This window comes from Paenibacillus sp. FSL E2-0177 (assembly GCF_037992975.1).
GTDB classification, from domain to species: Bacteria; Bacillota; Bacilli; order Paenibacillales; family Paenibacillaceae; genus Paenibacillus_AQ; species Paenibacillus_AQ odorifer.
In genome coordinates this window covers 2,264,878-2,277,909 of sequence record NZ_CP150307.1, presented here as the reverse complement: position 1 = coordinate 2,277,909, position 13,032 = coordinate 2,264,878, and the positions used below count along the sequence as shown (strand labels likewise).

General features: G+C 45.0%; 12 protein-coding genes and 1 riboswitch. Of the genes, 2 read left to right on the top strand and 10 right to left on the bottom strand.

The window, feature by feature from the left end; genetic code table 11:
• Nucleotides 1-114 precede the first annotated feature (114 nt).
• Nucleotides 115-1,674: a fumarate hydratase gene (locus tag MHI25_RS10055; RefSeq protein WP_076125145.1), complete on the bottom strand. Its 1,560-nt coding sequence runs from the start codon at nt 1,672-1,674 to the stop codon at nt 115-117.
• A 102-nt stretch (nt 1,675-1,776) separates the two neighbouring features.
• Here MHI25_RS10055 and yfbR point away from each other — a divergent pair, with 102 nt between their 5' ends.
• Entirely contained in the window at nt 1,777-2,382 is a 606-nt protein-coding gene (yfbR, locus tag MHI25_RS10050; RefSeq protein ID WP_139330047.1) for a 5'-deoxynucleotidase, read from the top strand.
• Nucleotides 2,383-2,465: 83 nt separating this feature from the next.
• Here the strand turns inward: yfbR and thiH are convergent, their stop codons facing one another.
• From thiH to MHI25_RS10020, 6 genes are all read right to left on the bottom strand, one after another.
• Nucleotides 2,466-3,581 carry a 2-iminoacetate synthase ThiH gene (gene thiH / locus MHI25_RS10045; protein WP_076276413.1) on the bottom strand — a complete coding sequence of 372 codons (1,116 nt, stop codon included), beginning with the start codon at nt 3,579-3,581 and terminating at the stop codon, nt 2,466-2,468.
• Nucleotides 3,582-3,614: 33 nt separating this feature from the next.
• Nucleotides 3,615-4,382 (bottom strand): thiazole synthase, encoded by a 768-nt coding sequence (locus MHI25_RS10040; protein WP_038569684.1) that lies wholly within the window; start codon nt 4,380-4,382, stop codon nt 3,615-3,617.
• A gap of 55 nt (nt 4,383-4,437) precedes the next feature.
• A complete protein-coding gene (thiS, locus tag MHI25_RS10035) occupies nt 4,438-4,641 on the bottom strand; it encodes a sulfur carrier protein ThiS (protein WP_038569682.1) in 204 nt (67 codons plus the stop codon).
• Entirely contained in the window at nt 4,638-5,288 is a 651-nt protein-coding gene (locus MHI25_RS10030; RefSeq protein WP_340395671.1) for a thiamine phosphate synthase, read from the bottom strand. Before MHI25_RS10030 ends, thiS begins: the two co-directional genes overlap by 4 nt.
• Before the next feature lie 110 nt (nt 5,289-5,398).
• Nucleotides 5,399-5,500: riboswitch (TPP riboswitch) on the bottom strand.
• An 87-nt stretch (nt 5,501-5,587) separates the two neighbouring features.
• Complete coding sequence (locus MHI25_RS10025) at nt 5,588-6,460, bottom strand: SDR family oxidoreductase (protein ID WP_340395349.1); 873 nt, start codon at nt 6,458-6,460, stop codon at nt 5,588-5,590.
• A gap of 237 nt (nt 6,461-6,697) precedes the next feature.
• The gene (locus MHI25_RS10020) at nt 6,698-8,764 is read right to left on the bottom strand and encodes a GDSL-type esterase/lipase family protein (RefSeq protein ID WP_340395348.1); all 2,067 of its coding nucleotides are present in this window, start codon (nt 8,762-8,764) and stop codon (nt 6,698-6,700) included.
• Nucleotides 8,765-9,057: 293 nt separating this feature from the next.
• Between MHI25_RS10020 and MHI25_RS10015 the strand changes: the two genes are divergently transcribed.
• Nucleotides 9,058-9,942 carry an AraC family transcriptional regulator gene (locus tag MHI25_RS10015; protein ID WP_340395347.1) on the top strand — a complete coding sequence of 295 codons (885 nt, stop codon included), beginning with the start codon at nt 9,058-9,060 and terminating at the stop codon, nt 9,940-9,942.
• A 77-nt stretch (nt 9,943-10,019) separates the two neighbouring features.
• On the opposite strand, the gene MHI25_RS10010 is transcribed toward MHI25_RS10015, so the two are convergent.
• From MHI25_RS10010 to icd, 3 genes are all read right to left on the bottom strand, one after another.
• Entirely contained in the window at nt 10,020-10,448 is a 429-nt protein-coding gene (locus tag MHI25_RS10010) for a hypothetical protein (RefSeq protein ID WP_340395346.1), read from the bottom strand.
• A gap of 127 nt (nt 10,449-10,575) precedes the next feature.
• Nucleotides 10,576-11,517 carry a malate dehydrogenase gene (mdh, locus tag MHI25_RS10005; RefSeq protein ID WP_076100099.1) on the bottom strand — a complete coding sequence of 314 codons (942 nt, stop codon included), beginning with the start codon at nt 11,515-11,517 and terminating at the stop codon, nt 10,576-10,578.
• An 80-nt stretch (nt 11,518-11,597) separates the two neighbouring features.
• Complete coding sequence (gene icd, locus MHI25_RS10000) at nt 11,598-12,893, bottom strand: NADP-dependent isocitrate dehydrogenase (RefSeq protein ID WP_036678918.1); 1,296 nt, start codon at nt 12,891-12,893, stop codon at nt 11,598-11,600.
• Nucleotides 12,894-13,032 lie beyond the last annotated feature (139 nt).

Genomic DNA, 13,032 nt, shown 5'->3' with positions numbered 1-13,032 from the left:
TAAGGATCATTTATAGTCTGGACATATAAATCCTTATAATTTGATTAAAACCCATGGAAAAGCCATTCAGAGAATCTGCCCTCCTCATGACTTATCCAACGGTTGTAACCCCATTTATTTAAACACTGGCTCCTTGAATTGAGTCAATTTAGCTGCAGAATCTTTTTCCACATCCGCATGCAGACTGTTGCCGTGAGCATCCATCGTCACAATCGCTGCAAAACCCTCCACATCGAGATGCCACATCGCCTCAGGAATACCAAATTCCATAAAATCAACAGCGTTGACCTTCTTAATGCACTCTGCATAATACTGGGCGGCTCCACCAATCGCATTGAGGTATACCCCGCCGTGCTCCTGTAACGCTTTTAACGTTTTTGGACCCATACCACCTTTTCCGATGACTGCACGGATTCCAAATTTTTTGATAATATCGCCTTGATAAGGCTCTTCACGAATGCTCGTAGTTGGTCCCGCAGCTTTTACATGCCAGCCTTCCTCATCTTTCATCATCACAGGACCACAATGATAAATCACAGCCCCTTCCAGATCTACCGGAGACTCATGATCCATTAAATATTTGTGCAAAGCATCACGGCCTGTATGCATTTCACCGGATAAAATAACCACGTCTCCAACACGCAGACTACGGATATCCTCTTCACTTATCGGCGTTGTAAGACGTACTTCCCGCGATTCAGAGGCTGGGCTGTTAGCTCCCTCAGCAATTACTGCTTCAGATTCATGTGCCCCTTCATCATCTACAGATATCCCTGTACCACTCTCATACAACCAATCCTCTATATTGCCTGTGGATGGATCAACCAGCACCCCTTGGCGGCGGAAGGCCCAACAGTTATAAGCAACGGATACGAAAAAGCTAGCTGGCAGACGATTCATTACGCCAACCTTACAGCCCAGCAGCGATACTTCACCACCAAAGCCCATCGTGCCAATTCCAAGCTTGTTAGCATTCTCCATAATATAGTCTTCCAGCTTACTAAGGTCTTCTATTGGATTAACATCCTCCACTTTGCGGAACAGCTGCTTCTTAGCCAGCTCGTAGCCAGTCGTACGGTCACCGCCGATACCCACGCCAATAAAACCGGCACTGCAGCCTTGTCCCTGCGCCTGATATACCGCGTGTAAAATACATTTACGGATTCCGTCCAGATCCCGACCCGCTTTGCCGAGTCCTTCTAATTCTGCCGGGAGACTGTATTGAATATTTTTATTCTCGCAGCCTCCACCCTTCAGAATAAGTCTAACGTCTATTTTATCCTCTTCCCATTGTTCGAAATGAATGACTGGTGTGCCTGCACCCAAGTTATCTCCGCTATTCTCACCTGTTAATGAATCTACAGAATTGGGACGAAGTTTACCATTCTTGGTCGCTCGTACAATGGCATTATGAATATCTTTTTTCATCTCAATCTGATTGATTCCCACAGGGGTGTGAATGATAAATGTAGGCATTCCCGTATCCTGACAGATCGGAGACACTTGCTGCTCAGCCATTCCGATATTTTGCGCAATCGTGGTTAAAGCAAGACCGGACCGGGTAGCCCTGTCTTCCAGCGCGCGACCTTTTGCAACTGCCCGGCGTACATCTCCCGGCAAATTCGTGGAAGTTTCTACGATAAGGTTATAAATACTGTCTTCAAAATGCTGCATCTTCATTCAAGCTCCTCTCGGCAGTTCCAGGTTATCTAAAGTTTGATACAATTAGTATAATAATATCATACCTAGCACCGCATGAAAGGGGTTACTTTAAAATTGAGCTACCATTTTTCTGCCTATCTATATCGTCTTCAGTATATTCAGCGCTGGAGCTTGATGCGCAGCACCGCACCGGAGAACGTCGCTGAGCATTCTTTTCATGTTGCATTGCTCACACATATGCTCTGTTCCATCGGTAATGTTCATTTTGGACGTTCACTAAACGCGGAACGAGCAGCAACCCTAGCTCTGTTCCATGATGCCAGCGAAGTGTTCACAGGTGACATCGCCACGCCGGTAAAATACAACAATCCTCGCTTGCTCACCAGCTTCCGCGAAATGGAGAAAGTTGCGGCTGATCGCTTAACTGGAATGATTCCATCAGAGCTGAAAAGCATCTACACTCAGCTTATACGACCGGAAGACAGCCCTCCCGATTCGGAGGACATTCTGCTGCACAGCTATGTGAAAGCCGCTGATCGGCTGGATGCTTATTTGAAATGCGTATGGGAAGTTGCTGCAGGAAACCGAGAATTCGCCGCCGCGAAGGAGCAGACAGCAGCAAAACTTCGTGGGCTTGACCTGCAGGAAGTGGATTATTTTCTGACTCATATGGCACCGAGTTTCGAAATGTCTCTCGATGAGCTCTCTGCCGGAAACTAAACACCCTCTATACAATAAAAAATGGACCTCCGCATGAATCTCGCAGGGGTCCATTTAGTGATTAATAATTGATAATACAAGCGTTACGTTGTTGATTCGGTCAGGATATCCCAGTCTTTAAAAATGGGCTGCAAACCCTTCGTATATAGCATTTTCGTAATCTCCTGCACACTACGGCTATCGGATATTTCGAATTGCGGAGTTCCCCCTGCATTAGTGTGACCGCCCACCTCAGTAGTGACCCCGGCTGACATCTTAGTTATTCCTAGATGAATTAAATGATCGCGTAGAGAGGCAGGCTCTCTTGTAGATAAAGTAATGCCCGAACGGGGTAAAAATAACCGGTATGCCAAAATAATCTGCACTAGCGATCGGTCGGTAACATCACACTCCGGGTTAAATTCCCCTAAATAAGGCCGAAACCGTGGAGGTGACAGACTGATCTCGCAATCTGGATACCGATCCTGCAAATAACGGGCATGCATGGCACTTTGGAATGCCTCTTGCCGCCAATCATACATCCCGAGCAACGTACCAATATTCACAGAACGAAAACCTGCCTGACAGCCGCGTTCAGGTGCATCCAGGCGATTCCGGTAGTTTCTTTTAGGCCCTTTAACATGCAGCTTTCTGTAAGTCTCCTGGTGGTACACCTCTTGGTACAGTGTTAATCCATCCACCCCTGCTTGAAGAAGCTCTTTATATTCTGCAGTTGATAGAGGATTTATCTCAATACTGACAGAGGAAAAAAATTCCCTGAGTACATCTACGCAATCCTTAATATATGAGACAGGATTCTCCCGGCGCGATTCACCAGTCAAAATGAGGATATGCCGCAGACCTGTAGCTGCAATCTTCTCAGCCTCCCTGCGAACCTCCTCCAAGGACAGCTTTTTGCGCGGAAAATCATAAATGGAGCTGAAGCTGCAGTAGGTACAATGATTCACACAAAAATCCGCAAGATACATCGGTGTGAACAGCTGCATCGAATAACCAAAATGTGCACGGGTCAGTCGCTGTGCAGCCAACGCCATCTCCTCTAGCAGCGGCGTTGCTGCCGGAGAGAGCAATGCCAACAAATCATTTTCGTTCAGCTTGTCTTTTCCAAGCGCCCGCTTAACGTCATCCTCCCGGAACTCCTTCCACAGCTGCTCATAAGGATACTGCTCCAAGCGGGCCAGTGTGTCAAAAAAGCTCATGCTAATCTTCCCTCCTTTCGTGACCTATCAAATTCAGTTCAAAAATCCAGTCAACGGTGACGAAGCAAAAGCAACTTCTTCTACAGGACCGAGTCCTGCCAAATAAGCTTTGCGGCCAGCGGATATCGCCTCGCGGAACGCTTCCGCCATGACGAGCGGATTACGTGCCGTTGCAATAGCCGTATTAAGCAGAACAGCAGCGGCCCCCATCTCCATTGCTTCCGCCGCTTCCGAGGGCTTGCCAATCCCGGCGTCTACAATAATCGGCAAATTCACTTCTTCAATAAGAATACGCACAAGCTCCTTAGTGCGCAGGCCGCGATTCGTCCCGATCGGCGCACCAAGCGGCATCACAGCAGCAGCACCGGCATCTCTCAGACGTAAAGCAGCCGAAAGGTCCGGACTCATATATGGCAATACTACAAAACCCTCCGCTGCTAAAATCTCTGTAGCTCGTATGGTCTCCAGATTATCTGGAAGCAGGTATTTCTGATCATTGATCACTTCGATCTTGACCCAGTTCCCCAGTCCCGCAGCTCTTGCTAATCTTGCAATACGGACTGCCTCTTCCGCTGTACGCGCTCCTGAGGTATTAGGCAGAAGAGTCATGTGGCCGGGAATGTGGTTCATGATATTTTCTGCTCCACCTTGCGGGTCCACTCGGCGAAGCGCTACAGTAATCACCTGAGAACCAGAGCTAGCAATCACTTCGGGGATCAGCGTATTCCGGCTATATTTTCCGGTTCCGATAAATAATCTACTGGTTAATTCGATGCCGCCAATATGTAACGGGTCATGCATGAAATTACCTCCCTTTGGTTCTTATAAATTTCTCAAAATTCTATACCGCTCCATCTCAACCCCCACCAACAAAGTGCACCAGTTCCAAACGATCATCCTCGCTCAGAGCAGTACTTTCATAATTCTCCTTACTGACAATTTCTCCATTCAGCTCAATGATCATCAGACGACCCGACCACTCAGGAAGACTGATCAAATCAGCTATAGTTTGAATACCACCAGAACACTCTGCGGATTTCCCGTTAATCAACAGCTTCATTCTGAATCACCCCCTTCGCCCATGCTGTTACCTCCAGGCCATGAATGAACCGCCATATGAATAGCTTTGGCGGCCTCATAAGGATCATCCGCTCCGCAAATACCGGACATCACAGCAACTCCTGCCGCACCTTGTCTAATGATCTGTGCCGCATTAGCGGGGCTAATTCCGCCAATAGCAATTACAGGAATAGAGCTGGTCTTCACCGTTTCTGCAAGCAGCTCTAACCCACGTGCGGGCAGCCCTAACTTGCTATCCGAGGGAAATACATGACCAAACAAGCAATAATCAGCTCCCTGCTCTGAGGCATTCGCCGCTTCTTCCGGAGAATGAACCGATCTCCCCAGCCGAAGCTGAGGTGCAATTCGCCGGGCTGTACCCGGACTCAGACTGTGCCAGGCCAACTGAACCCCCGCGGCACCAGCTGCCAAGGCTACATCTATTCGGTCGTTGATTATCAGTTTGGTAGCGGGCATACCGGCAGCCAACAGCTCCTGTGCCGCAGCGAGTAGTTCGCGTGCAGGACATTGCTTATCTCTCAGGTGAATATAATCGACCCATATCTGCACCGTGACAGCTAGTTCAACAAAATGTCTCAGTTGCAGCTTGCCGTCTGATATTAGATGGATCTCAGCTTGCAATATCACGATCTCCTCTCTCACTTCCCTATAGGTCAGTAAAAAACAAAAAAACTGCCTCCCGTAAGGAAGGCAGTCAGAATCTGTATATAGACGGCACTATAAATAGCCCGATAACAGAAATTCGTCCTCCACTTCCCTACGCTGGTCTTAACCAGATCAGGTTCAAAGGGTCCGGAAATCCATTCCGTCTCAGCCAATCGGCACCCCTAGTGACATAAATATACAATTTTAAAATGCTAACGTGGTTTATAGTAACATATTTTTTTATTGAAATACACCCATTTATTCACATTAGCTGTACTGATCTAACCGTTTACTACCTCGCCACCATTTACATGAATAACCTGTCCAGTCACATAACTGGAATCGTCAGAGGCCAGATATACATAGGCTGGTGCCAGCTCTTCTGGTTGTCCAGGCCGTTTCATAGGCTGTGTACCTCCAAACTCGCTAACCTGTTTTGCATCAAAGGTAGAGGGAATCAGCGGTGTCCAGATTGGACCTGGTGCAACACCGTTTACCCGTATGCCCTTCTCTGCCAGATTCGTGGACAAGGATCGTGTGAAGCTAAGAATAGCTCCTTTAGTTGATGAATAGTCCAGCAGCTGCGGGCTTCCGCGATAAGCGGTAATTGAAGTTGTATTTATAATGGTAGATCCTGCTTTTAAATGAGGCATAGCTGCTTTTGTTAAATAGAACATCGCAAATATATTCGTACGGAAAGTACGCTCAAGCTGCTCGGAAGTAATATCCTCGATCTTAGCTTGCGGATGTTGCTCTGCCGCGTTATTGATGAGAATATCAAGCTTTCCTAAGCCCTCCACCGTCTGTTTAATAAGATCCTTACAGAATTTCTCGTCACCGATATCACCTGGAATTAGGATACATTTGCGGCCTTCCTGCTCGACCTGACGTTTAGTTTCCTCTGCATCTGAGTGTTCATTAAGATATGAAATGACCACATCAGCGCCTTCTTTAGCAAAAAGCACAGCAACTGCACGCCCAATTCCGCTGTCTCCACCGGTAATTAATGCCTCCTTGTCTTGCAGTTTACCTGCTGCTTTATAATTTGCCGGCTCGTATTTGGGCAGCGGCGTCATTTCACTCTCAATCCCTGGCTGATGATGCTGCTCCTGTGGGGGTAAGGTTTTTGTAGCTTGTTTATTGTTGCCTGACATCTTCCCTATCTCCTCTCGTTAAGCAAATTGATAGTTAACTGATCGTCTTAGGATGGCACAACTATGCACGTTTATACGCTGGGTTTGTCATTTTCTTAAATTGCTTTACGAATCTTACTTACCACAATGAAAGTAGATATAAACAACCGTGAGAGATATACTGCTGTAAGTGGAGAGGAATTCACTGCATACAAATAGACACAGCATCGCTGCTGTGCCTTGAATTGTTCACCCTAACTATTTTAGAGAAGAAACATGATTTTCTGCATTCACTTCATGTTCCAGCACCCACATAAAGTACAGAGCTTTGGCCGCTTTCTCCCGGGTCACTATAGCTTTAGGTTCTAGTTCTGTCCCATTGACCATTTCGCCTCTGGCAATCCCCACTTCAGATCTAATGAGTCCTAATTCATATGCACTTTTCACTTTTGAAATTAAATAAGGAGAAATGTCCGCTGTATCAACAAGCTGCGTCCAGGATACAAGAGGATAGTACATCGCACCTCTAGCTCCTGGCTCCAGATTCGAATCATAGCCAGGAGCTCCTGGCACTACTGCTGTGCCGTTATAATCAGTCATGTACTTAGGTTTATTAGCAAACTTTATTTGGTAAACGTCATAGAGAATAGCACCCATCGTTTCACGTGACAGCTTACCTTTCGGATAATAGGCAAGATCTGATCTTTCCACTTTCATTAACTTAGAAATACTGCGTGTGAATTCAGCAACTGTCATCTCCGTATCCGGATTAAAATTCCCTTGACGGTCTTTGTCCATTACTCCCAGCTGGATTAATTTTTCAATTTGATTACGGTAATATGCAGCTTCCCCGGTCGTCGTATCATTCGTTATTTCCGGAAAAATCTTACCCCAGTTCCCTGTTAGTGCCGCATGCTTAACGTTCCCTTTAAGGTAAGGAGTAATAGAGGCAGCAGTAGAATCGCCAGTAGCACCTTTCTTTACAAGCTCCGTGACAATCATCCGTGAAAATTGTTTGGAGAGCGCTTCTTTAAAATGAGTCCCATCGACTTTCTTTGAAGGATGCCCGTTAGCGTAACTTCCGTCATTTGTTTTGCCTGGCGTTTCTCCGGCTTCAATTGACATGAAGAGGGCTGTTATTGCTTCTACACCGATCTCGTTATAATATTTCAGACTTTCCGAGTTAAGGTCAATAAGTGTAACTCCAGATTCATCTGCGACCCGTTTAAGAATATCTACAAACTTTCTTGATTTAAAAGAATTTTCATAGATATATCCCGGACTTGCATTCCCTTTAATTCTGGACATTGGGGTTACCAGTACTGGTATCATGCCCCGGGCTTGAATCGCAGGGAGATAAACTTCTTTAAGATAATTTTCATACATTGCTTCTGTCGAACCTCTGCCGTAACGTCTGAACTCATCTGCGCTCTCATCATTGTGTCCGAATTGAATAAACACATAATCTCCAATGCTGCCATTCAGTAAAATGTCGTTCAGTCGACCTTCTGTATAGGCATTTTTAAACGAGCGTCCTCCCATGGAATAGTTAGTTACACTCAATTTATGTTGATTAAACATACTGCCAATAATCTGGCCCCAACCACTCATTGGTGCTTCGTCGAAGGTGTAGGACTTGACCGTGGAATCTCCAAGTATAAATAAATTCGGAAGAGCACCAACTGCTCTATGCTGTGGCAAAATCGGTTCCAGTATGATCTCCTCAATCCCCACAGCTGTGTTCACTTTGTTCGGTTCGATCTCAATATCTATATGGTCACGGCCGTTTACATACGTATAAGTCCACTCTTTCCCTTTGGCTACAGCCGTATGCTTGACGGGTACAAGCTTTGCAGCGTCCCAATGTCCACTTTTCAACAAGCGGCTGGTCTGCATTCCGGATACTGACACGATCCCATCCTCTGCGTCAGAAGTCGTTTTTACATATATGTTGTAGGTTCCAGGGGGCGCATCCATTCGAAACGCCATACCGTAGTTGTTATAATTATCTTTCTCAGATTTAGGTTCAGCAAAAAAATTAGGCTCTGTGATGAAAAAACCTGTTCCATCGGATGTAATTGAGTCGGTGTGCACTTCTCTGGCGGGTAAAGCGTTGGTCTCTTGAACAAAACCATAACCTAAAGATGAGTCATACAATTGTACACCGTGATTAGGATCATACCTAACGGATTGATACCCTGTTTTAACTTGGTTTGTAAAATTGAACTTGTATACGCGTGCAATTTGGGTTGGAGGTTGCCTCTCTGCCCCATCTTTTATAAAGGCTGCCTCTGTTGTACCGTGAGTAAGAGTCAATGAAGCCATTAGTAAAGAAGATAAGATTAGTATATTCCTACACAACTTTCCCACTTCATTACACTTCCTTCCGTTTCTCGAAATACTTCCCTAGGTTCCTCCATTATCCCTGTTCTCTAAAGTGATTCAAATGATGATTTCATTCTTTTTTTTGACCTTTTGTAAAGAAAACCATGGAATGATCAACGGCTCACACTGCAAAATGGTCATATGTATAGGTATCCTTGATATAATTAAGAACATCCCTATTGATCCTAAGGAGGAGAACTCCTATCGCTTACAAAGTCAGCTTTCCGAACATTATGAGTACACTGCAGCTGATCGGTGTTCATTATCGTGTAGCAGAACCTGGGTGGGCATACCCTGATCATCATCACAAAATCTTCGAACTATTGTATTGCTACGACGGCAACTCCCATCAATATGTAGAAGGAAGTTCCATTGCCTTTGGTAAAGGAGATTGGTTAATTATTCCACCTGGCTTACGTCATTATGTAGTTAATTCTGGCCTGAGCAACTATATCTACCTCTCCTTTCATTTCGATATTGACGATTTAAAGTTTCGTGATTGGTTTCAGTCTCAAGCTGTACAGAAATGGAATAACCAGCAAATGCAGCATTCGGGATTAAATCACCAACTGGAACATTTGGATGAATTTATTAAGAACAATATTCTCGCCACGACGGCCTCCACTGGATTTCCCGAGGAAACTGAAGAAATGATTCTTGTAAAAGAAAGGCTTCGTTTGCAAGCGATCATCCTGATGATTTTGACTGAACTCATTGATGTACAGCTCTCGAATTCGGAGAATTCCAACGCAGCGCGACAAGCAAACTCTTTGTACGAGGTGGAAACTGCTCATCAGATCGAAAAATATATTGCAGCCAATATTCATTTGCCGGAGCTCACGGTTAATTTGATTGCTGAGCAGCTTTGCTTAAGTCGGGTGCAGTGCCATAAGTTGTTTACAAAGGTATATAAGATATCTCCTAGGCAGTACATAACTAATCTAAGATTAAAGAAGTCAAAACATTTGCTGCTTCATACCGATTTAAAAATACAGAGGATTTCTGAACAACTCGGGTTTGCTTCCCAGAGCCACTTCAGCCGACAATTCAAACGATGGACGGGTGTTTCTCCGTTAAATTACCGGCCGAAATCTTATACGAATCCTATCAGGGATTAACGTTTTATGAAGATAAATTACCGGAACATACGAAAAACCCGCTCTCCATTACGGAGGCGGGTATAATTCGCTATAGATTAAACTATATCGTTAAACACCATGAAGAATAACATTAGTAGCAATGACACCGTAAGCAGTGCACTAAGTGTGCGCAATTTGCCAGTCTCTGCGCTAACGTCGCGGTTCTCACGAATTCCAGCTGCTGCAAGACGCAAAGGCTTGCTCATAATACCGCCAAGTGCAAACATCGCTAGCAATAACACAACAACAATAATCATCCACGCTACTGAATAATCACCTTTGGTCATCATATAACCGCCTGTAAGGAGTTGGATCACCAATCCATACTGCGCAAAACGATTAAATCCGGTTACTGCACTTAACGTTCCTTCTTTAGCCCCAGACGACAGTTTCTCTGCACGTCCTAGGATGAAGGGTAGCACAAGGTAGAAGCCAAGTGCCAAGGTTCCGATCATATGTAAGAAAAACAACACGTTCCAATCCATAACATATCTCCTCCGATTTAACTGTGATAATAGTTACATTTAATTATACCCATTATTGCTTGAGAAGAAAAGGAAACCCCCATTTTAAGTGAACAAAATGGGGGTTTCTTCATACCTCTGTCACAATCTATACAGTTAGCACAGCTGTTACGCTACGCACGGATTCAGCAGACTTATCTAAAGCCGCTTTTTCCTCAGCTGTAAGCTCCAGTTCAAAAATCTTCTCGATACCATTGGCACCAAGTAACGCCGGAACACCCATGAACAGGTTATCGTAGCCATATTCTCCTTCGAGCAAAGCGATAACCGGAATGATCCGTTTTTTGTCCTTCAAGATAGCTTCCGCCATCTGAACTAAAGAAGCCGCTGGTGCATAATAAGCACTACCATTTCCTAAGAGGTTAACAATCTCTCCGCCACCCACACGTGTACGTTGCACAATCTCATCAATACGCTCCGCAGATATCAATGTATCAATTGGAATGCCACCGACACTGGAATACCTTACGAGCGGTACCATATCATCGCCGTGTCCGCCTAATACGAAACCACGTACATCTTCAACAGATACCTTCAGCTCTTGTGCAATAAACGTGTTATAACGGGCTGTATCCAGCACTCCGGATTGTCCAATTACGCGACTCTTCGGAAAACCCAGCGCATTAAATGCCGCATAGGTCATAGCGTCAACTGGATTGCTCAGAATGATTACAATGGAATCTGGTGCTACACGTTTTATGTTCTCGCATACCGACTTCACAATACCTGCATTGGTGTTCACGAGATCATCGCGACTCATTCCAGGTTTACGGGCAATCCCTGCAGTGATGATTACAATATCTGAATCCGCAGCATCTTCATAGCTTGAGGTTCCTGTAATTTGACTGTCAAATTTCTGTACAGGACCTGCTTCCAGCATATCTAGTGCCTTCCCCTTGGTTGTGTTCTCCATTTGTGGGATATCAAGCAGCACAACGTCACCAAGCTCCTTTTGAGCAAGCATAAGAGCTGTAGTAGCCCCAGTAAAACCGGCACCTACAACTGTAATTTTATAACGTTTGATTGCCAAGGATTCTCCTCCTAGAACGGTATCGGTATAGCTTGTATTAGCTAAACTTCAATATATTCAGTTGGTTGAGCCAGCCTATCTTAGAGGTGGTTAATAATCTCGTCGGCAAATGCAGAGCATTTCAGTTCAGTTGCGCCTTCCATCAGGCGGGCAAAGTCATAAGTCACGGTTTTGTTATTAATAGCTGTTTCCATACCTTTATAAATCAGATCTGCTGCTTCCTGCCAACCCAGATGCTCCAGCAACATTACGCCGGACAGAATCACGGAACCAGGGTTCACAACATCTTTGTCTGCATATTTAGGTGCGGTGCCATGAGTGGCTTCAAAAATCGCATGTCCAGAAATATAGTTAATGTTCGCTCCAGGAGCGATACCGATACCGCCGATTTGCGCAGCAAGCGCGTCAGACAGGTAATCCCCATTCAGGTTCAAGGTAGCAATAACATCAAAATCAGTCGGACGAGTCAGAACTTGTTGCAATGCGATATCCGCAATGGCATCCTTGATGATAATTTTGCCCGCAGCTTCAGCATCCTTCTGAGCAGCATTGGCAGCAGCTTCACCTTCACGTTCTTTAATCACATCGTATTGATTCCAAGTGAAGACCTTATCTCCGAACTCTTGCTCAGCAACTTCATAACCCCAGTTTTTGAAGGCACCTTCAGTGAACTTCATGATGTTTCCTTTGTGCACAAGCGTTACGCTCTTGCGTCCGTGTTTGATCGCATATTCAATAGCAGCGCGTACCAAACGTTTTGAACCTTCGGAGGATACTGGTTTGATACCAATACCAGAAGTTTCAGGGAAACGGATTTTGTTAACTCCCATCTCTTTTTGCAGGAATTCGATGACTTTCTTCACTTCAGCAGAACCTTCTTGATATTCAATCCCTGCATAAATATCCTCCGTATTCTCACGGAAAATAACCATATCCACCAGCTCAGGACGTTTAACAGGAGAAGGAACCCCTTCGAAATAACGAACTGGACGCAGACATACGTACAAATCCAACTCTTGACGCAAAGCTACGTTCAATGAACGAATACCGCCTCCGATTGGAGTCGTAAGTGGACCTTTAATAGCTACAAAATATTCACGGATTGCCTCCAAAGTATCATTTGGCAGCCATTCGCCATATGTATTGAAGGCTTTTTCGCCAGCAAAAACTTCGTACCAAGCGATTTGCTTTGTGCCGCCATAAGCTTTAGTTACTGCTGCATCAAGTACGCGTTTGGAAGCCTTCCAAATATCACGGCCTGTGCCGTCACCCTCGATAAAAGGAATGATTGGATGATTAGGAACCTGCAGTTTACCATCTTTAATTGTGATTTGTTCGCCTTCTGTTGGCAGATCGAATTTTTCTAGTTTCAACATTTGAGTGTATTCCTCCTAAAGTTTTGTGGGATTTAATTTCTCATGGACAAGCCTCGAACAAAACTCTCTACGTATGAATATGCATTATTGCATATATTCTAGGGTTCATTCTACTAAACTTTAGGAGCAGCCCGCAAGG

Coding starts and splice junctions, on each gene's coding strand:
- MHI25_RS10055 (WP_076125145.1), bottom strand. CDS start 1,674: ATGCAGCATTTTGAAGACAGTATTTATAACCTTATCGTAGAAACTTCC.
- thiH (WP_076276413.1), bottom strand. CDS start 3,581: ATGAGCTTTTTTGACACACTGGCCCGCTTGGAGCAGTATCCTTATGAG.
- MHI25_RS10040 (WP_038569684.1), bottom strand. CDS start 4,382: ATGCATGACCCGTTACATATTGGCGGCATCGAATTAACCAGTAGATTA.
- thiS (WP_038569682.1), bottom strand. CDS start 4,641: ATGAAGCTGTTGATTAACGGGAAATCCGCAGAGTGTTCTGGTGGTATT.
- MHI25_RS10025 (WP_340395349.1), bottom strand. CDS start 6,460: ATGTCAGGCAACAATAAACAAGCTACAAAAACCTTACCCCCACAGGAG.
- MHI25_RS10020 (WP_340395348.1), bottom strand. CDS start 8,764: ATGGCTTCATTGACTCTTACTCACGGTACAACAGAGGCAGCCTTTATA.
- MHI25_RS10015 (WP_340395347.1), top strand. CDS start 9,058: ATGAGTACACTGCAGCTGATCGGTGTTCATTATCGTGTAGCAGAACCT.
- MHI25_RS10010 (WP_340395346.1), bottom strand. CDS start 10,448: ATGGATTGGAACGTGTTGTTTTTCTTACATATGATCGGAACCTTGGCA.
- icd (WP_036678918.1), bottom strand. CDS start 12,893: ATGTTGAAACTAGAAAAATTCGATCTGCCAACAGAAGGCGAACAAATC.